Source organism: Parasphingorhabdus sp. JC815, from assembly GCF_040717415.1.
In the GTDB taxonomy this organism is placed as follows: Bacteria; Pseudomonadota; Alphaproteobacteria; order Sphingomonadales; family Sphingomonadaceae; genus Parasphingorhabdus.
Genome location: NZ_JBFEFM010000006.1, coordinates 38,749 through 58,168, shown reverse-complemented (window position 1 = coordinate 58,168; position 19,420 = coordinate 38,749). Strand labels below are relative to the sequence as shown.

General features: G+C 52.6%; 15 protein-coding genes. 12 read left to right on the top strand and 3 right to left on the bottom strand.

Annotated features, from left to right (window positions below; translation table 11 throughout):
* The first annotated feature begins 1 nt into the window (after nucleotide 1).
* Nucleotides 2-520: a PaaI family thioesterase gene (locus AB1K62_RS13020; RefSeq protein ID WP_367004147.1), complete on the top strand. Its 519-nt coding sequence runs from the start codon at nucleotides 2-4 to the stop codon at nucleotides 518-520.
* The gene (zapE, locus tag AB1K62_RS13015; protein WP_367004146.1) at nucleotides 517-1,662 is read left to right on the top strand and encodes a cell division protein ZapE; all 1,146 of its coding nucleotides are present in this window, start codon (nucleotides 517-519) and stop codon (nucleotides 1,660-1,662) included. The genes AB1K62_RS13020 and zapE overlap by 4 nt, the downstream gene beginning before the upstream one ends.
* Here zapE and AB1K62_RS13010 read toward each other — a convergent pair.
* Both AB1K62_RS13010 and AB1K62_RS13005 read right to left on the bottom strand, forming a co-directional pair.
* Complete coding sequence (locus AB1K62_RS13010) at nucleotides 1,659-2,711, bottom strand: phosphotransferase (RefSeq protein ID WP_367004145.1); 1,053 nt, start codon at nucleotides 2,709-2,711, stop codon at nucleotides 1,659-1,661. The two genes, zapE and AB1K62_RS13010, sit on opposite strands and share 4 nt — an antisense overlap.
* On the bottom strand, nucleotides 2,708-3,820 hold the full coding sequence (locus tag AB1K62_RS13005) for a hypothetical protein (protein WP_367004143.1): 1,113 nt from the start codon (nucleotides 3,818-3,820) through the stop codon (nucleotides 2,708-2,710). The genes AB1K62_RS13010 and AB1K62_RS13005 overlap by 4 nt, the downstream gene beginning before the upstream one ends.
* A 584-nt stretch (nucleotides 3,821-4,404) precedes the next feature.
* On the opposite strand from AB1K62_RS13005, the gene mdh reads away from it, so the two are divergent.
* The 7 genes from mdh (at nucleotide 4,405) to AB1K62_RS12970 (ending at nucleotide 13,039) form a co-directional block, all read left to right on the top strand.
* On the top strand, nucleotides 4,405-5,367 hold the full coding sequence (mdh, locus tag AB1K62_RS13000) for a malate dehydrogenase (RefSeq protein ID WP_367004141.1): 963 nt from the start codon (nucleotides 4,405-4,407) through the stop codon (nucleotides 5,365-5,367).
* Between the two features lie 50 nt (nucleotides 5,368-5,417).
* The gene (gene sucD, locus AB1K62_RS12995) at nucleotides 5,418-6,308 is read left to right on the top strand and encodes a succinate--CoA ligase subunit alpha (RefSeq protein ID WP_367004139.1); all 891 of its coding nucleotides are present in this window, start codon (nucleotides 5,418-5,420) and stop codon (nucleotides 6,306-6,308) included.
* A gap of 57 nt (nucleotides 6,309-6,365) precedes the next feature.
* Nucleotides 6,366-9,143, top strand: a complete 2,778-nt coding sequence (locus AB1K62_RS12990) for a 2-oxoglutarate dehydrogenase E1 component (RefSeq protein ID WP_367004137.1) — start codon at nucleotides 6,366-6,368, stop codon at nucleotides 9,141-9,143.
* Nucleotides 9,144-9,194: 51 nt separating this feature from the next.
* Nucleotides 9,195-10,457, top strand: coding sequence for a 2-oxoglutarate dehydrogenase complex dihydrolipoyllysine-residue succinyltransferase (gene odhB, locus AB1K62_RS12985; RefSeq protein WP_367004135.1), 1,263 nt, complete (start codon nucleotides 9,195-9,197; stop codon nucleotides 10,455-10,457).
* A gap of 92 nt (nucleotides 10,458-10,549) precedes the next feature.
* Nucleotides 10,550-10,837, top strand: coding sequence for a GIY-YIG nuclease family protein (locus AB1K62_RS12980; RefSeq protein WP_367004133.1), 288 nt, complete (start codon nucleotides 10,550-10,552; stop codon nucleotides 10,835-10,837).
* A 48-nt stretch (nucleotides 10,838-10,885) separates the two neighbouring features.
* Complete coding sequence (lpdA, locus tag AB1K62_RS12975) at nucleotides 10,886-12,292, top strand: dihydrolipoyl dehydrogenase (protein WP_367004132.1); 1,407 nt, start codon at nucleotides 10,886-10,888, stop codon at nucleotides 12,290-12,292.
* A gap of 114 nt (nucleotides 12,293-12,406) precedes the next feature.
* Entirely contained in the window at nucleotides 12,407-13,039 is a 633-nt protein-coding gene (locus tag AB1K62_RS12970) for a trimeric intracellular cation channel family protein (protein ID WP_367004130.1), read from the top strand.
* On the opposite strand, the gene sppA is transcribed toward AB1K62_RS12970, so the two are convergent.
* Nucleotides 13,012-14,904: a signal peptide peptidase SppA gene (sppA, locus tag AB1K62_RS12965; RefSeq protein WP_367004129.1), complete on the bottom strand. Its 1,893-nt coding sequence runs from the start codon at nucleotides 14,902-14,904 to the stop codon at nucleotides 13,012-13,014. The genes AB1K62_RS12970 and sppA overlap by 28 nt on opposite strands.
* Before the next feature lie 393 nt (nucleotides 14,905-15,297).
* Between sppA and AB1K62_RS12960 the strand changes: the two genes are divergently transcribed.
* From AB1K62_RS12960 to AB1K62_RS12950, 3 genes are all read left to right on the top strand, one after another.
* A complete protein-coding gene (locus AB1K62_RS12960; RefSeq protein WP_367004128.1) occupies nucleotides 15,298-15,585 on the top strand; it encodes a co-chaperone GroES in 288 nt (95 codons plus the stop codon).
* A gap of 148 nt (nucleotides 15,586-15,733) precedes the next feature.
* A complete protein-coding gene (gene groL / locus AB1K62_RS12955) occupies nucleotides 15,734-17,389 on the top strand; it encodes a chaperonin GroEL (protein WP_367004127.1) in 1,656 nt (551 codons plus the stop codon).
* 151 nt (nucleotides 17,390-17,540) lie between these two features.
* Entirely contained in the window at nucleotides 17,541-19,391 is a 1,851-nt protein-coding gene (locus AB1K62_RS12950) for a DUF885 domain-containing protein (protein ID WP_367004125.1), read from the top strand.
* The last annotated feature ends 29 nt before the right edge of the window (nucleotides 19,392-19,420 follow it).

Below are 19,420 nucleotides of genomic sequence, written 5' to 3'. Positions count from 1 at the left end.
ATTGTCCGTTGAAGTGACGGCTGAAGCTGATCCTATTTTTCTGAACAGTGAACCAGATCCGGAGTATCCCGGCTGGTATCAATGGGTTCTGCGGGATCCCGATTGTTATAATAGCTTTTTGGGACCGATAAAGGTGCGGCGGGGCGGAGATGGTCTTGCCGATAATATTGCCCGTGTCCGTATGTTGCCTGAGCGCAAGCACCGCAATCTAGGCGATGTTGTTCATGGCGGAACAATGATGGGCTTTATAGATTGTGCGCTATTTGCGGCTATGCGGGTTTTGGAAATTGGTCCGTCCGGATATGCTGTTACAATGGAATTGCAGACCCATTTCATTGGTGCGGCGCGGCTATTTGAACCGCTAGAAGCGCAAGTCGAGGTAACGCGCGAAACGGGACGTTTTCTGTTCCTTCGCGGATTAGTGGTGCAGGGCGATGATAGTGAAAATGTGGCATCCTTTTCTGCCATTGTTAAAAAAGCTTCTTCGCAGGTATCACGGCAAGCTCCGGCACCGAAATGACCAAATTTTACACGCGTTACCAAGCGCTGATCGCTAATGGCGAATTGAAGCCTGATGCCGATCAGGAAGCATGCGCGAAGCGGCTTGCAATATTGCAGGATGAATTGGAAGACGTGCCGCCCCGGGGCAGCGTTTTGTGGCGTATGTTCGGGAAAAAGCCTCAGCCGCCGCGCGGCGTCTATATGTGGGGTGGAGTAGGGCGCGGAAAATCCATGTTGATGGATCTGTTTTACGACAGCCTTCAAATCAATCGCAAGAAACGCGCGCATTTTCATGAGTTTATGCTGGATGTCCATGCACGCTTGAACGCAGAGCGCAAGAAGGAGCAGGGCGACCCGGTGTTGCCGGTTGTCGCTGCACTGGCTGCGGAAGCCCGTTTTCTGGCCTTTGACGAAATGGTGGTAAATAACAGTGCTGACGCGATGATTATGTCGCGCCTGTTTACCGGTTTGGTCGAAGCGGGCGTGACCTTGATCGCGACCTCCAACCGTCCACCGGTTGATCTTTACAAAAACGGTCTTAACCGTGAGCATTTCCTTCCTTTCATCGACTTGCTGGAAAACCGGCTGGATGTGATTTCACTTAATGGTCCCACCGATTATCGCCGTGAGCGATTGGGCGGTGTGTCGCTGTGGCATGTCCCTAATGGCGAAGCGGCAACCAAGGCACTTAGCGAGGCCTTTTTCCGCCTGACCGATTACCCCCCGGAAGACCGCGCCCATGTTCCGACCGAGGAATTGCCAGTGCAGGGCGGGCGTAGCCTGCATGTGCCAAAGGCGTTAAAGGGCGTCGCGGTTTTCTCGTTCAAACGGCTTTGCGGGCAACCGCGCGGCGCGCAGGATTATCTGGCTATTGCACGGCATTTTCATAGTGTGATCATTGTCGGTATACCTGTGCTTTCCAAAGAAAACCGCAACGAAGCGGCCCGGTTTGTGACATTGATCGACGCCCTGTACGAATATCGCGTCAAACTGCTCGCCAGTGCCGATGCCGAGCCGGATGCGCTTTATCCCGAAGGGGATGGATCGTTCGAGTTTGAACGGACAGCGTCCCGGCTAATCGAAATGCAGTCCGATGATTATCTTGCCCTTGGCCACGGGGAACGTGAGCAAACCGAAACGGCGGGTTCACCACGGAACTAGAGCAAAGTTAAACTATCAAGATCAAGCGCCATTTGTGCCGGGCGCTCCGCCATTAAAGCGAACATTTCATCTCCTCTTTCTGTTTGCTCGACATGGACAGAAGCGTTGATGGCCATGATGAAACCGGAAAAGGCATAGCGTCGGTAATCATGCCAAAATTTATCAGCGTCCCGATCAATGCCGCGGTCTGCCATTTGTGCCAGATAGTCCGCAATTAAAGCTTTTTCCTGCGCGGCACGCTCGACCGGATCAGCAAAGCTGGTTCCCACCAGATAAGCAACATCACTAGCGCCAGAACCCAGTGTTGCAGTTTGCCAGTCTACCAGAACTGCTTTTTCCCCGCTTTCATCGAAAAGAATATTGTCGAGGCGCATATCGCTATGGGTGATACAAGGATCAAAGGGTTCCGGATCAAGATAGCTACTCATCTTCTCGATAAGTTCAGCGCCCATTTCCAATATATCGGCGCTGAGCCGCCCGGCGAAACGTTTGCAGAACTCCGGATAAATAGCGGGCAGGGATTGCTGTAAATATTCTTTGTTTTTCGTCCCGTGGAGTAGCCAGCTATATTGATCCAATGTGCCGGATTCCGGACGATAGCTGTGCAGAGCAGCAGCTTCGCGGATAGCTGATCTTACTTGGGTTAATGTACCTCCAGCTAGTTGATCGCCCTGGCTTGCGGGGGCCATGTCTTCCAGCAATAGAGCGAACTGTGTCTCATCATCCCCAATGGCAGCATGGTAAGAGCGCGGGCATCCAACATCGGAACGACCCGCAACATCACGATACCAGCCGACCTCCATGTCATAGAGGTGAAACAGAGCTGCGGCCCCCCGGCTAACAGGGTCTGAGCTGGGACATTTAGCAATAAAACTGGCGGGGAAATCCCCTTCCCGCCAATCACATATGAAGCGATAGCTGTCACAGACCTGTCCGGTGCCTACCGGCTTGTGGGTCAATGATAGCAACGCCCCCGATGGCGCACCAAATATGTCTTCGACCCAGCGTGTTTCAAACTCCTCGGGACGGAGCGGGAATCCGGCGCTCATGGGTGCGGATGCAGCAGGTCGGTTAGCCCGCTGGTCCCATGTGGTCCGACAAATAGTTGTTCGACAACGCCAACGCCTTCATGCCGGCCATCACCGTCGGTTAGAACTGCATCGCTCAAGGCCTGAATATGGATGTAGAGCATGTCATTGTCCGGCACATTGGCCAGATCAATAACATCATAAGCCGTTTCAAGCGGCCCATGATCCATTCCGTGGCCCCAGACCGGATGCAGATAGCCAAGACCGGACATGTAGAATGTGCGTGTGGCATCGCCGGTGCGCGGAGTGACGGACAGCGTGCCATCTGCTGTTTGCAGGTCCAGTTGCTTCACCCGCCGTGTGCCCGAATGATAGCTAAGGTCAAACTGGTCCGGTTCAAATTCCCGACGGGCGCCGTCAATAGCATCGACGACTCCGCGGCGGTTCCAGGTTACGCCCTCACCATCATCATTGCTGTGAAAGAAACAGGCATGGCCCGCGAAGTTGAGCGGCGTCCATAACCACCAGAATTGCGGTAAACTCCCCGCTGGCGGCGGCTGGGATTCCGGTGCGCCAATCGCCCGTATGCCCCAGCTGCGGTCCCGCGTTCCCGGGTGCGTTTCGGGGGATAAGCGGATGGTTTTTCCATCTATGTTAATGGTCCCCGTCCAACCGCCATTTTGCGTAAGACGGGTGTAATCCATAAGCAAGCGCGGCCCTTCACGCCGGATAAAGCGGGGCTCTTCAATGGGTGTGTGGCGAGCGGTGAAGCTGATATCGGCGGTGATAGGACAGTCTGACGGTTTGTCATCATCGCTGATAATCAGGCGCAATGTCTGCAAGGGCTCAACTATTTCAATAGTGATCGGGCCGACGCTAAGGTCAAGCCGCTCGCTACCCATGCGTTTGGACGCTCGCAGATTATGCTGCTTACCGTCTATCGACACGCAAAAGGCGGCATCCATAATATCAAGCTGGGGATAGACCCCTAGCGCAGCAGCAAAAAATATGCTGCCATCGGTGCTGTAGCCGTTGAAGAAATAGCGGTCGTAAAAATTACGATTGCCGCCCGATACCGCCATGGGTTCCGGTGTCTGGTGCAATGGATACTCATCGCCCTTACTAAGCATATGAAAGTCCTCTCTTTTATTATCGCTCATCTTGGCAAGAGGCTCTGTGTTTGGCAAATCAAAAGATGCTTGTAATCGCTAAGTTCAGTAAGTTCACACCAAGGAGCTGCGGTTTCCCGTCAAAGTTCACACAAATCACGCGCTCATCCGCTCAGGATTTAACATTTCCGGCCACGCGCCTGCCGATTCCGGCAAAGAGGCCCGGATCGCGAAAAAGAATCGGGCGCGCGGCAGATGCAAAAAAGGCATATTCAAAGATGAGAAAGAGCGGGTGAGGGAATGAAGGGCAGCCTATCATGACGGGAATATTGTAGGAAAGCGGTTTTCGCTGGTGCTGGGCCAGTCAAACCACGTTTCTAAGCTCAAACAAACTCGTCATTCCCGCCTGCGCGGGAATGACGGTGGGTCGGGTTGCCCGCAGATATCCTGAATACGCCAAGGTGCAATGCACTGCTAATGATAGTGCGAACCATTTGCAAAGAAAGCGGGGAAAATGGTGTTTTCAGCGGTTGAAATTGCTTGTGGATAGGCCTAATCCATCAAATACGTATTTCTACGAATCTGATTTCAGGAGAATCTTCTCAATGGCCCGTAATAAAATAGCGCTGATCGGCGCAGGCATGATTGGTGGCACGCTTGCTCACCTCGCCGCTTCCAAGGAAATGGGCGATGTCGTCCTGTTCGATATTGCCGAAGGCATGCCTGCTGGTAAGGCGCTGGACCTTGCACAAGCCGGGCCGGTAGACGGGTTTGACAGCAATTTGAAGGGCACAAGTGATTATGCCGATATTGCTGGCGCTGATGTCATCATCGTAACTGCCGGTGTTCCGCGCAAGCCCGGCATGAGCCGTGATGACTTGCTCGGTATCAACCTGAAAGTCATGAAAGCTGTGGGTGAAGGCATTAAAGCGAACGCTCCGGATGCTTTTGTTATCTGTATCACTAACCCGCTCGACGCGATGGTATGGGCGCTGCGTGAATTTTCCGGACTGCCGCATAACAAGGTCGTCGGCATGGCCGGCGTTTTGGACAGTGCGCGTTTCCGTCACTTCCTTGCTGACGAATTCAAAGTCTCGGTCGAGGATGTCACCGCTTTTGTTCTGGGTGGTCATGGCGATACCATGGTTCCGGTTCCTGCTTATTCAACTGTTGCAGGCATCCCGATTCCCGACCTTATCAAAATGGGTTGGACGACACAGGAAAATATCGACGCGATCGTTGAACGTACACGTAAGGGCGGCGGCGAGATTGTCGGCCTTCTTGGAAACGGTTCAGCTTATTATGCTCCGGCGACCAGCGCGATCATGATGGCGGAAAGCTATTTGAAAGATAAACGCCGCGTGCTGCCTGCTGCGGCGCATCTGACCGGCGAATATGGTGTGGATGACCTGTATGTCGGCGTTCCATGCATCATCGGTAAAGACGGTGTCGAAAAAGTCATCGAAATTGAATTGAGCGACGAAGCACAGGGCAATTTCAACGTATCGGTTGATGCGGTGAAGGAATTGCTGGAAGCGTGTAAAGGTCTGGACCCAAGCCTCGCATAAAACAAATAATCGTTCCGGTTTTCCGGAATGACGAAGGAGCCAGTAAGAATATGTCCATTTTGATCGACAAGAATACCAAAGTTATTACGCAAGGTATGACCGGCAATACCGGCACGTTCCATACCGAACAGGCGTTGGCCTATGGCACGCAGATGGTTGCGGGTGTGACGCCGGGTAAGGGTGGCACCAGCCATATCGGCCTGCCAAATTATGACACGGTTGCCGAGGCCAAGGAAGCCACCGGCGCGACTGCCAGCGTGGTATATGTTCCGCCGCCATTTGCAGCGGATTCGATCCTTGAAGCGATTGATGCAGAGATTGAGCTGATCGTTGCGATTACCGAGGGCGTTCCCGTGCTCGACATGGTGCGTGTCAAGCGCGCGCTGCAAGGCAGCAAATCGCGCCTCATCGGCCCCAACTGCCCCGGCGTTCTGACCCCTGATGAATGCAAGATCGGCATTATGCCCGGCAGCATTTTCAAAAAAGGGTCGGTCGGTGTGGTCTCACGGTCCGGCACGCTCACCTATGAAGCGGTGCATCAGACTACGGCGGTCGGCCTTGGCCAGACCACAGCGGTTGGCATTGGCGGCGATCCGGTTAACGGCACCAATTTCATCGACGTGCTGGAGCTGTTTCTTGCTGATGATGAAACCAAGTCGATCATCATGATCGGTGAAATCGGCGGCAGCGCAGAAGAAGAAGCGGCGCAATTTATCGCTGATGAAGCGAAAAAAGGCCGCAGCAAGCCAATGGTTGGTTTCATTGCTGGTCTTACAGCGCCTCCGGGACGCCGCATGGGCCATGCCGGTGCGATTGTTTCGGGCGGCCAGGGCGGCGCGGAAGACAAGATCGCGGCGATGGAGGCAGCCGGTATCCGTGTGTCACCAAGTCCATCTGAACTTGGCACGACACTTGATGCGATGCTGAAAGAAACAGTCTAGATTATGTGACCCTCTGCGTGTGCAGAGGGTCAATACCCTCTCCCCAAGGAATTGATCATGGGACTTGAAGGTCGTGAATTTATAGATAGTTCCGCAAAGGAAACAGGGCCAAGCTGGCAAAAAAAGCATTGGCCGATTGATGATGCGGATGAGTTGAACAGTGCGCTCGACCCCACGAAAATGGGTATCGAGATTAAAGCTGCTGCCGAAAAATCCGGCAAGACCATGTCTGATGCCGAAGTGGCGGAAGCGGCGGAAAATTCTATCCGCGCGATGATGCTGATCCGGACATTCAGGGTGCGTGGCCATCTGGGCGCCAATCTTGATCCTCTGGGCCTGTCAAAGCTGGATGAACCGGCTGATCTGACGCCGGAGTTTCATGGTATTACCGCGGATGAAATGGACAAGCCGGTTTATCTGGGCGGTGTTCTGGGTTTTGAAACGGCTTCGATCCGCGAAATCGAAGCCGTGCTGCGCGCCAATTATTGCGGGCATGTCGGCCTTGAATATATGCATATTGCCGATGTCGAGGAACGGCGTTTTCTGCAGGACCGTTTTGAAGGCAAGGACGCAGAAATCCACTTCACACCCGAAGGCAAGAAAGCGATCCTCAACAAGGTGATTGAGGGTGAGGAATATGAAAATTTCCTCGGCAAGAAATATGTCGGGACCAAGCGTTTTGGTCTGGATGGCGGCGAATCCATGCTGCCCGCGCTTGAAAATATCATCAAATATGGTGGTCAGGTCGGCGTGCGCGATATTGTATACGGCATGGCCCACCGCGGGCGTTTGAACATTCTCGCCAACGTCATGGCCAAACCGTATAAGGTTATCTTCCACGAATTCCACGGCGGCTCTGCTAATCCGGAAGATGTGGGCGGTTCGGGTGATGTGAAATATCATCTGGGGACATCCACCGACCGTGAGTTTGACGGTATCAATGTGCATATGAGCCTTGTTCCCAATCCATCTCATCTGGAAGCGGTTGACCCGGTTGTTCTGGGCAAAGTTCGCGCGCAGCAAGTGGCGCGTGATGATCTGGAAAAACATGATCAGGTCTTGCCCGTGCTGATCCACGGTGATGCGGCTTTTGCCGGTCAAGGAATTGTTTGGGAATGTCTCGGCTTTTCCGGCATTCATGGTTATAATACCGGCGGCTGTATCCATTTCGTGATCAACAACCAAATCGGTTTCACGACCAGCCCGAAATTTGCGCGTTCTTCGCCTTATCCATCGGATGTTGCCAAAGGGGTGCAGGCGCCGATTTTCCATGTAAATGGCGATGATCCTGAAGCAGTAACTTTTGCTTGCAAGATCGCGATTGAATTCCGCCAGCGTTTTGGCCGCGATATTGTAATCGACATGTGGTGCTATCGCCGTTTTGGCCATAACGAAGGCGACGAGCCGAGCTTTACCCAGCCGATCATGTATGATGCTATCAAAAAGCATCCCAAAGTCAGCAAGATTTATGAACAACGGTTGATTGACGAAGGGTTGATTGACGCCGATTGGGGCGCGGCCAAGCGTAAGGCATTTGCCGAGCTTCTGGAAACGCAATTCAAGGAAGCGGCCCATTATAAAGCCGGTAAGGCTGACTGGTTTGGTGGCCGGTGGCGGGGGCTTCACGCTCCGGCTGATCCGGAAACAGCGCGGCGTAATGTTGAAACGGCGATTGACAAAAAATTGTTCGATAGCCTTGGCCGGACTCTGACCACCGTTCCTGACGATCATAATATCCATAAAACGCTGGCCCGCGTTCTGGACGCCAAGGCGAAGATGTTTGAAACGGGTGAGAATTTCGACTGGGCAACGGGCGAGGCGCTGGCCTTTGGATCGCTGCTTTCCGAGGGCTATAACGTCCGTCTTTCCGGTCAGGACAGCGGGCGCGGCACATTCAGCCAGCGTCATGCCGTCTGGGTCGATCAGGATAATGAAAAAGAATATGTACCGTTAAACACGGTTCCGCATGGCCGGTTCGATGTGCTCGATAGCCCGCTTTCCGAATATGGCGTGCTGGGCTTTGAATATGGTTACGCCGGCGCTGATCCGAAAACGCTGGTATTATGGGAAGCGCAATTTGGTGATTTTGCCAATGGCGCGCAAATCATGATTGACCAGTTTGTTGCCTCTGGCGAAGCAAAATGGTTGCGTGCGAACGGTCTCGTGATGCTGTTACCCCACGGGTATGAGGGGCAGGGACCGGAGCATAGCTCGGCGCGGCTGGAGCGGTTTTTGCAATTGTGCGCGCAGGATAATATTCAGGTAGCGAACATCACAACACCGGCCAACTATTTCCATATTCTACGCCGTCAGATGCTACGCAGTTTCCGTAAACCGCTCATCATCATGACGCCGAAATCGCTGCTTCGCCACAAATTGGCGGTGTCGAGCGCTGAAGAATTTTTCGGTGATCACCACTTCATGCGGATCAAGTCCGATACCAGCCCGCCTGCGGACAAGGATATTAAACGACTGATCCTATGTTCGGGTAAGGTTGCTTATGATCTTATCGAAGCACGCGATGCTGCCGGTGATAAAAACACCTCGATTGTACGGATTGAACAGCTTTACCCATTCCCGTCGGAACCGCTGGTGGTACGTTTGAAGCGTATGAAGAATCTGGAAACACTGGTATGGGCACAGGAAGAACCGCAAAATAACGGCAGCTGGCATTTTGTCCGTTCATATCTGGAAGAATGTCTGGAAGAAGCGGGCGTCGGGCCTGCCAATCCGGTATATGCCGGGCGTGAACCTTCTGCCTCACCAGCAACCGGTCTGGCTTCGCGGCACAAAGAGCAGCAGGAAAAGTTGATTGCTGAAGCTTTGGGGCATTAAAAATATTGATTGAGCGCGGAGCGATCCGCCGATGAAAGTGAGCAAAAGACAATGGCAACAGATGTAACGGTCCCCGCACTAGGCGAATCAATTACCGAAGCGACCTTGGGTGAATGGCTCAAACAGCCGGGCGATGCGGTTGAGGCGGATGAACCCTTAGCCAGTCTGGAAACCGATAAAGTGGCACTGGAAGTTCCCGCTCCGGTGGCTGGCGTTCTGGGCGAGCATGTGGTTGCGGTCGGCGATACAGTAGAGGTGGGGACGATCATCACTTCTATCGAAGCGGGCGATGGCGCGGTAGCTTCTTCAGCGAAAGCAGCACCGGCATCAACCACGGCAACGACTTCAGCCGAACAAAACACCGACGAGGATCCTGCGTCTTCGATTACCTTGTCACCAGCGGTCCGCCGTCTGGTGCTTGAGCATGGCGTGGACCCAAGCCAGATTAAGGGCACGGGCAAAGATGGCCGCCTGACCAAGGATGATGTCGAGAAATATGTAAAATCGGGCGCTCAAGAATCTGCCGCAGAAAAAGAGACAGCAAAAGCCGCTGAGGCCCAGTCGGCATCTTCTGGATCGGCCAGCGGCAACGCTAAGAGCGAACAGGGCAGCCGCAAAGAAGAGCGTGTACGGATGACCCGTCTGCGCCAAACCGTAGCCAGACGCCTGAAAGAAGCGCAGGACACGGCTGCTTTGCTGACGACATTTAACGATGTCGACATGACCGCCGTGATGGAAGCGCGGAGCAAATATAAGGATCTATTTGCCAAGAAACACGGCGTAAGACTTGGCTTTATGGGCTTTTTTGCCAAGGCTGCCTGCCTTGCGCTGAAAGATGTGCCATCGGTCAACGCGCAAATTGATGGCGATGAAATAGTCTATCATGATTATGTCGATATTTCGGTGGCGGTAAGCGCGCCGAACGGTCTGGTCGTGCCGGTGATCCGCAATGCCGAAAATATGAGCTTTGCCGATGTTGAGAATACGATCGGTGACTTTGGCAAGCGCGCACAAGACGGCACTTTGACCATGGCGGAAATGAAAGGCGGCACGTTCACCATCTCGAACGGCGGCGTATTTGGTTCGCTTATGTCAACGCCGATTATCAATCCGCCGCAATCGGCGGTTCTGGGCCTTCACCGGATTGAGCAGCGTGCCGTTGTCATGCCGGATGGTGAAATAAAGGCGCGCCCGATGATGTATCTGGCTTTGAGTTATGACCACCGTTTGATTGATGGCCGCGAAGCTGTGACCTTCCTCGTGCGGATCAAGGAAGCGATTGAAGATCCGACCCGGCTATTGATTGATTTGTAGGCAATAGAAACTTGTGCTCCTGCGAATGCAGGAGCCCAGGATGGAACAGAATAACGGAGAACCAAGATACAGCATCATTATGACAAGCAATCATGAGGCCGGGCTTTGTCTATTTAATGGCGAATAAGCGCAACGGAACAATTTATCTGGGTGTCACAAGTAATCTGCCCCAGCGCGCTTACCAGCATCGGAACGGATTGATCGACGGTTTTTCAAAGGACTATGATTGCAAGCTGCTGGTTTGGTTCGAGGTTCACGATGATATACAAGAAGCGCGACGACGCGAACTACAGATGAAAAAATGGAAGCGGGCGTGGAAACTCAGGCTGATAGAAAACGAGAATCCACAGTGGAAAGATAAATTTGAAAGTTTGTTATAGCTTACCCTGGGTTCCTGCCTTCGCAGGAATACAAACGAAGAGAGAATTATGACCGACAATTTCGACTATGACGTTCTGGTAATCGGCTCTGGCCCCGGTGGTTATGTCGCTGCGATACGCGCCGCGCAACTCGGTTTGAAAACCGCCTGCGTGGAAAGCCGTGAAACACTGGGTGGAACCTGTCTTAATGTTGGCTGTATTCCTTCAAAGGCATTGCTCCATGCTTCGGAAATCTATCAGGAAGCACATTCCGGCGCGCTTGAGAAATTCGGCATCAACCTGAGCGGGACAAAGCTCGACCTGAAACAGATGCACGCCGAAAAATCAAAAGCCGTAGAAGAGCTGACGGGTGGTATCGCGTTTCTGTTCAAAAAGAACAAAGTCGAATGGCTGACAGGGCGCGGCGCATTTGAAAGCGCGAACAGCGTCAAGGTTGGTGATAAAACAGTCACCGCGAAAAATATCATTATTGCAACCGGGTCTTCGGTAACACCGCTGCCGGGTGTGGAAATCGACAATAGCAAGCATATTGTTGTGGACAGTACAGGCGCGCTGGAACTGCCGAAAGTGCCCGGTCATATGGTTGTCATCGGTGGTGGTGTCATCGGGCTGGAACTGGGCAGTGTATGGATGCGTCTTGGCGCGAAAGTCACGGTGGTTGAATATCTGGACCAGATATTACCCGGGATGGATGGCGATATTCGCAAGGATAGCGCGCGCCTGTTCAAAAAACAGGGGTTTGATATTAAAACCGGTGCCAAGGTTACCGGAGTGACAGTCAAGGGCAAGAAAGCGACTCTGACCGTAGAACCGGCCAAAGGCGGAGATGCAGAAACAATCGAAGCAGATGCGGTGCTGGTGGCAATTGGTCGTCGGCCAAACACCGATGGGCTTGCGCTTGATAACGCCGGACTGGAAACCAATGATCGCGGACAGATTGAAGTCGGTGATGATTTTCAGACGGCGGTAAAAGGCGTCTATGCCATTGGTGATGTCACGCCGGGTCCGATGCTCGCTCACAAGGCTGAGGATGAGGGGATTGCTGCGGCTGAATTTATTGCGGGGCAACAGGGCATTGTCAATCATGACTTGATCCCCAGCGTGGTCTATACCCACCCTGAAATTGCCAGCATTGGCAAGACCGAGGAAGAGGTCAAAGAAAGCGGCGTTGAGTATAAGGTCGGAAAATTCCCGTTTGCGGGCAATAGCCGTGCGAAAACCAACCGCGATACCGATGGCTATGTAAAGGTCATTGCGGATGCAAAGACCGACCGGGTGCTGGGCGCGCATATTATCTCGTCGCTGGCTGGAACAATGGTTGCTCAGGTCACTCAGGCCATGGAATTTGGCGCGACCAGCGAAGATATTGCCTATACTTGTCACGCCCATCCAACGCATAGCGAAGCGATTAAAGAAGCCGCGATGGCCGTGCAAAGCAAGCCAATCCATATCTAATTTCCTTGGTTGGCAAAAGCCTAAGAGCCATAGTTTGAGCGTGGCATTGCGCCTATTGCTAATCTGTATCTTGTCCGTTCTGGAACTTTTTCAGGCGGAGCCACGGGGAAATATATGGAAGCTACCATTCTCTTCAATGCACTAGGATGGCTTGACCTTCTGGGGATCGGCGTATTCGCTATTTCGGGCGCATTGGTCGCTGCTCGCCACGGGCATACTCTGGTGACCTTCGGGTTTTTTACTCTTGTTACGGGGGTCGGCGGAGGAACAGTGCGTGATCTTTTGATCGGAGCGCCAGTGTTTTGGGTGCAGGACAGCCGCGTTCCGGTGCTGTGTCTTGCCATTGCGCTGATCGTTTGGGTTACGCCGGTCCGGATATGGCGTCCGGCAGCGGTAGACTGGTTCGATGCGATCGGCCTGGCAGCCTATTCGGTGTTCGGCGCGGCCAAAGCCATGCAATTGGGCATTGATCCGGTGCCTGCGGCTATCATGGGGATATTTACCGGCTGTGTCGGTGGCGTAATCCGCGACCTGATTGCCGGAGAGCCATCAATCATTATCCGCCCCGAACTTTACGTCACAGCAGGGGCGCTGGCTGCTTTTTCCTTCGTCGGGCTGGTCCAGATAGGTGTCACCGGGTTTGTGGCTGCTATCATAGCCTTTTCTGCCGGTTTCATTTTGCGCGGTCTGGCGATTGTGAAAGGGTTAGCCTTGCCACCTTATCGCGGCGCCGGAGATAGTGAATAGCTTTTCAGCAGCATGAACAGATCCGGCGTCCCGCTTTTTACCTGATGCCAGTTACCGCCGCATTCCAGACATAGCGCCTGCACATCTTCACGCGCCATAAGTCCGCGTGCGGTTGCTAGCGCTTCGGCAAAAATAGTCTTTTGCTGACGCGCGATCCAGCCGACCATATCCGTTACAGGAGCCTGCTTGGCCTTGCCAAAGGGTAGCCCGTTCAGGGGTAGAAACTGGAAGGCTGAAGTGGATTCAAGATATTTGGGATAATATTCCCCCTCTTTCAAACCAGCCCGTTTCGCAGCCTCGGCCAGTGCGTCGTCCATGCCGCCAAAGCTGTCGATCAGCCCCAATTGTCGCGCAGTGCCCCCATCCCAGACGCGGCCCTGACCAATTTCGTCCACTTGGGCATTGGTTTTACCCCGCGCTTTGCCAACCAGACTTAGAAAATTCTGATAGCTATGCTCAACGCCGGATTGCAGGATCGTATCAAGGTCGTCGCTAAATCCACCGGCAAAATCCGGTTCACCCGAAAGCGGTGTTGTCTGTACGCCGTCAGCAGTGACACCCCATTTGCCCAAAAGCTTTTCAAAGCTTGGCAAAACGGCAAACACGCCGATCGAACCGGTAATCGTATCGGGTTCGGCCATGATATGATCACCGGCGGCGGCGACCCAATAGCCGCCGCTAGCTGCGACATCGCCCATTGAAATGACGATAGGTATGCCTGCTTTCTTGATATCAACCAGGGCCAGTCGGATTTCCTCGCTGGCAAAGGCCGAACCGCCGGGTGAATCAACCCGTACGACCAGGGCCTTGATTTCCTCTTTCTCCAGCGCTTTGTATATTTGTTCGGATATACGGCCACTGGCCGCGATGCCAGGTTCATCCTTACCACCAACAATTTCACCGGCGACGGTTATCACGCCAATGGGCTTGCCGCTTTTTTCCAGCGGGTGAGCGGCGAGAAAACTATCATAGTTTATGCTTTTGAAACTGTCGGGCGAGGGTTTATTATCTTTTCCCACTTTTCTGGCGACAAAACGGGAGAAGGCAATTTTGTCGCCAATCTTGTCGATCAATTTCTGTTCAGTCGCGACCTTGGTAAAATCGCCGCCAGCGGCCTTTATGAAACGGGCCGGATCATTCGCATAGGGCCGGATGACCGCTTGTGGCCGCGCTTTTTGAACTTCATCCACCCAGCTATCCCACAATACGGAATATAATGCTTGGGATGCTTTCTTGGCTTCGGGGGACTGGTCAGCGCGCATATAGGGTTCAACCGCGCTTTTATAGGTGCCGACCCGATAGATATGGGCTGTGACGCCAATTTGCTCGATCAGCTTCTTATAATAGAGCCGATTGCCGCCCGGTCCAGCAATTGCAATCCCGCCCATTGGATCCATCCAGATTTCATCGGCATGGGCCGCCAGTTGATAACTGTCATCGCTGTAAAAATTGGCAAAGGCATAAATCGGCTTGTCTGATTTTTTTGCCCGGTCCAGTGCTTCGCCAACGGCGGTCAGGCTGGTCTGGCCACTGCCCATAAAACTACTGAGATCAAGCACTATAGCTTTAACCCGGTCATCCTTCGCAGCGGCATCAATAGCGCGAATGACATCGCGTAACCGATATTCACGGACGGAGTTTTCATCGGCGGTCAACATTGACAAAAAGCCCAATGTGGCTGGCTGCTCAACAATTACGCCGTTAAGATCCAAGAGAAGTGCGCCCTCTCCGACTGTCGCGACATTGGGGCGAGCGGATAAAGCCGCATAGAGCGCCGCAAAGAACAATAGCATCGCAATCAATACCAGAGCGTCTTTAATTGCTACCAGAAATTTCCAGGCTGCTCGCGCAAATTGCATTCTCATTATTCTCCCAGATAGGCGGCACTATAAATAAGCGGCAGCTCTCCAGAGGTTACCACTTTTCGATAAGTTTATGCGACTTGATATGGTTATGTGGGCATTAGATTACCAGCAGATAAGATGCAGTTGAACAATATGTTCTGTGAAGCGTGGACAGCATTGGAATGGCGCGCGGAAAAGAGCTGATATTCAGGCTTAAATTAAGAACACAGATCACTGTAAAAATTCCTTCGCAATATTTTCTGCTAAGTCTTGACGCGAAAAAATTATAGCCCATATGGGCGTGGTTAGCACTCGACCTAACTGAGTGCTAATCCTCCATCGAATATATTCCTGATGTCTCTAGCTATTAGAGCAGGGCCGCAGGAAGGAATTTTGGACAAGAAAGGGAAATATATGAAATTTCGTCCACTACATGATCGTGTACTGGTTCGCCGCGTAGAGGCGGATACCAAAACCGCTGGCGGGATTATCATTCCAGATAGCGCACAGGAAAAGCCGTCCGAAGGTGAAGTTGTCGCGGTTGGCAATGGTCTGAAAGACGACGATGGCGACGTAATTGCGCTTGATGTTAAAAAGGGCGATCGCATTCTGTTTGGCAAATGGTCCGGAACAGAAGTCACCGTTGACGGTGAAGAACTGATCATCATGAAAGAAAGCGATATTCTCGGCATCGTTGAGTAATATCTGGGTAAAATATCCGGCTTTTTTGAATTTCGCTTTCTCGTTCGTCTTATATTTGTTGAGCGATGAACTGGCGGAACGATAATCAAATATACTCTGGCGAGCTTTGTTTGAGCACGTTGGAAGTACAGAAAAAGGAAAGTAGAAAATGGCTGCTAAAGATGTAAAATTTGGGCGTGATGCACGCGAACGCATCCTGAACGGTGTAAACACGCTGGCTGACGCCGTAAAAGTAACCTTGGGCCCTAAAGGCCGTAACGTGGTGCTCGACAAATCATTTGGCGCACCGCGGATTACCAAAGATGGTGTATCGGTTGCCAAGGACATCGAACTGAAGGACAAGTTCGAAAATATGGGCGCACAAATGTTGCGCGAAGTAGCATCGAAAACCAACGATATTGCTGGTGACGGCACCACCACAGCGACCGTTTTGGCTCAGGCGATTGTCAAGGAAGGCATGAAGTCAGTGTCCGCCGGCATGAACCCGATGGATTTGAAGCGCGGTATCGATCAGGCTGTTGAAGCAGTTGTAGGCGATCTCAAAAAGAGCTCGAAAAATGTCAAAGGCAGCGCTGAAATCGCTCAGGTTGGTATCATTTCTGCCAATGGTGACAAAGAAGTCGGCGAAAAAATTGCTGAAGCGATGGAAAAAGTCGGCAAAGAAGGCGTCATCACGGTTGAAGAAGCCAAAGGTCTCGACTTTGAACTCGACGTGGTTGAGGGCATGCAGTTTGACCGCGGCTACCTGTCTCCATATTTCATCACCAACCCGGACAAGATGATTGCGGACCTCGAAAATCCTTACATCCTGATCCACGAGAAAAAGCTGACCAACTTGCAGCCTATGCTCCCGATTCTGGAAGCTGTTGTGCAAGCTGGACGTCCGCTTTTGATTATCGCTGAAGACATTGAAGGCGAAGCGCTGGCGACTCTGGTGGTCAACAAATTGCGCGGTGGCCTGAAAATTGCTGCGGTAAAAGCACCTGGTTTCGGTGATCGCCGTAAAGCAATGCTCGAAGATATCGCGATCCTCACCAAAGGTGAAATGATCTCCGAAGATCTGGGTATCAAGCTCGAAAGCGTTACACTGAACATGCTCGGTGAAGCGAAAAATGTCACAATCGATAAAGACAACACCACCATTGTTGACGGTGCTGGTAAATCGGAAGACATTAAAGCTCGCGTTGAAGCGATCCGTGCACAGATTGAAAACACCACATCCGACTATGACAAAGAAAAACTGCAAGAGCGTTTGGCGAAACTCGCTGGCGGTGTTGCCGTGATCAAAGTCGGCGGTGCGACCGAAGTTGAAGTGAAAGAGAAGAAAGACCGTGTTGACGATGCATTGCATGCAACGCGCGCTGCTGTTGAAGAAGGTATTGTCCCGGGCGGCGGTGCTGCACTTCTCTATGCAACATCTGCTCTGGATGGCCTTGAGGGTATCAACGACGACCAGACCCGCGGTATCGACATTGTTCGTAAAGCACTTCAGGCACCTGTTCGTCAGATTGCTGAAAATGCTGGCTTTGACGGTGCGGTTGTTGCTGGCAAACTACTCGACCAGGACAGCAAGGAATTTGGCTTCAACGCATCAACCGATGTTTATGAAGACCTTGTCAAATCCGGTGTGATCGACCCGACCAAAGTTGTGCGCGCTGCATTGCAGGACGCTTCTTCGGTTGCTGGCCTGTTGATCACGACAGAAGCGGCCATCGCTGAAGTCCCAGAAGAAAAACCAGCTGCTGGCGGCGGTATGCCCGACATGGGCGGCATGGGAGGCGGAATGGGCGGAATGGGCTTCTAAGCCAATCCACCTATTCGGCTTTTGCTGATTACAACAGGGGCTGGAAGGAAACTTCCGGCCCCTTTTTATTCATCTGTTCAGGGATATTTGCAAAAAGACTAGATTATGTCATGTAGTTGCAACTGAAATATTTTCTTAGGGACCAGTTTGCATGACAAAATTTCTCACACTCATATTGGCAACCACAACACTGACCGGCTGTGCGGGGATTGCTCCGGTGCAGGTGGCAGCGACCGAGAGCGGTGCTGAGGCGCAGCAGTCTGAAACCGAGCGGCTTAACATCTGGTTTGACAAAAAGTTCGAAGAGCAACTGGCTTTCAGTCCGATCAGGCAGACTTTTCTGGGCCGTAAAACGGCTTATGACCAGATTGATGATTTTTCAGTCGCGGCAGCAGACCGTCAGTTAGAGTGGATGAGAAATGCCACGACGGAAATGAAGCGTGAATTTGATTATGACAAATTGACGCAAGACGCGAAAATATCCTGGGACATGTGGCTATATAATCTGGGGCAAATGGAAGCAGGAGTTCCATTCCGGAAAAATGCCTATGTATTGCACCAGTTCAATGGGCAGCAGTCATTTTTTCCGACGTTCCTAATCAACCAGCATCGCGTTGCCAGTGAAGATGATATGCTGGCTTTTATAGAGCGAATAAAGGGAAGCGCGCGGGCACTCGACCAACTGCTTGAGCGGGCGCAAAGCAATGCCAAGGCCGGAACCCGTCCGCCGCGCTTTGCCTATGAAGGCGTCATCGACCAGTCCGGCAAAATCACCACCGGCGCGCCTTTTGACGATGGCGAACCCTCTGCCCTGTGGGAAGCAACGCAAAGCAAACTGGCTTCGCTTGTCAAAGCCGGAAAGATTACCCAAAGCCGGTCGGATGCATTGAAAGAACAGGCGCGCCAAGCGCTCACCGGGGCGCTGAAACCGGCCTATGAGCGGATCATAGCGTGGTTCAAACAGGATATGCCCAATACGAAGGAAGCTCCCTTTGGCGTCTCCGAATTGCCGGGTGGCGAGGCCTATTATAATTACCGTCTTGCCAATCAGACCACCACGGATCTGACCGCTGACCAGATACATAATATCGGCCTTTCCGAGGTTGCACGTATTCGCGGCGAGATGGAAGAAATCAAGAACAAGGTAGGATTTGACGGCGACCTGCAAGCCTTCTTCACGTTCCTGCGCGAGGATGATCAATTTTATTACTCAAATGATGACAAGGGCGCACAGGATTATATTGATGCCGCCGAAAAACATCTGGCGTTCATTAAAACACGCCTTCCGGACTTTTTCGGAATATTGCCGAAAGCCGACCTGCAAGTGAAGCGGGTGGAGCCTTTCCGTGAGCAGGACGGCGCGGCCCAGCATTATCGGCCCGGCACACCGGATGGCACACGGCCCGGAACCTATTATGCCCATTTGTCCGACATGCGGGCGATGCCGATCCACAGCCTGGAAGTCATTGCCTATCATGAAGGTAATCCGGGCCACCATATGCAAAGCTCGATAGCACAGGAACTGACCGGGATTCCTAAATTCCGGGCGCAGGGCGGTTATATCCCGGCCTTTGGTGAAGGATGGGGGCTTTATTCGGAACTGCTGGCAAAGGAAATGGGCGCTTATGCGGACCCCTATTCCGACTTTGGCCGGTTAACCACTGAAATATGGCGCGCTATCCGGCTGGTCGTGGACACGGGTCTACATGCGAAGGGATGGAGCGAAGAAAAGGCGGTGGAATATTTTCTCGCCAATTCACCGATTCCCGAAACAGCAGTACGGTCGGAAGTGCGCCGCTATCTGGTCATGCCGGGGCAGGCCACCAGCTATAAGATCGGTATGTTAAAGATTCTGGAGCTACGCGCAAAAGCGGAAAAGGCACTGGGCGATGATTTTGACATTCGCGGTTTCCATGACACTGTTCTGGGCGGGGGATCGGTGCCGCTCAATATTTTGGAGAAGAATGTCGATCACTGGATCGCGGAAAAGAAAAAGTCATAACGCAAGAAACAGGTCTGGTGGCCCGGTGG

Excerpts from the sequence above, each read along its gene's own strand:
- zapE (WP_367004146.1), top strand. The coding sequence starts at position 517 with ATGACCAAATTTTACACGCGTTACCAAGCGCTGATCGCTAATGGCGAA.
- AB1K62_RS13010 (WP_367004145.1), bottom strand. The coding sequence starts at position 2,711 with ATGAGCGCCGGATTCCCGCTCCGTCCCGAGGAGTTTGAAACACGCTGG.
- AB1K62_RS13005 (WP_367004143.1), bottom strand. The coding sequence starts at position 3,820 with ATGCTTAGTAAGGGCGATGAGTATCCATTGCACCAGACACCGGAACCC.
- mdh (WP_367004141.1), top strand. The coding sequence starts at position 4,405 with ATGGCCCGTAATAAAATAGCGCTGATCGGCGCAGGCATGATTGGTGGC.
- sucD (WP_367004139.1), top strand. The coding sequence starts at position 5,418 with ATGTCCATTTTGATCGACAAGAATACCAAAGTTATTACGCAAGGTATG.
- AB1K62_RS12990 (WP_367004137.1), top strand. The coding sequence starts at position 6,366 with ATGGGACTTGAAGGTCGTGAATTTATAGATAGTTCCGCAAAGGAAACA.
- odhB (WP_367004135.1), top strand. The coding sequence starts at position 9,195 with ATGGCAACAGATGTAACGGTCCCCGCACTAGGCGAATCAATTACCGAA.
- AB1K62_RS12980 (WP_367004133.1), top strand. The coding sequence starts at position 10,550 with ATGAGGCCGGGCTTTGTCTATTTAATGGCGAATAAGCGCAACGGAACA.
- lpdA (WP_367004132.1), top strand. The coding sequence starts at position 10,886 with ATGACCGACAATTTCGACTATGACGTTCTGGTAATCGGCTCTGGCCCC.
- AB1K62_RS12970 (WP_367004130.1), top strand. The coding sequence starts at position 12,407 with ATGGAAGCTACCATTCTCTTCAATGCACTAGGATGGCTTGACCTTCTG.
- sppA (WP_367004129.1), bottom strand. The coding sequence starts at position 14,904 with ATGAGAATGCAATTTGCGCGAGCAGCCTGGAAATTTCTGGTAGCAATT.
- AB1K62_RS12960 (WP_367004128.1), top strand. The coding sequence starts at position 15,298 with ATGAAATTTCGTCCACTACATGATCGTGTACTGGTTCGCCGCGTAGAG.
- groL (WP_367004127.1), top strand. The coding sequence starts at position 15,734 with ATGGCTGCTAAAGATGTAAAATTTGGGCGTGATGCACGCGAACGCATC.
- AB1K62_RS12950 (WP_367004125.1), top strand. The coding sequence starts at position 17,541 with ATGACAAAATTTCTCACACTCATATTGGCAACCACAACACTGACCGGC.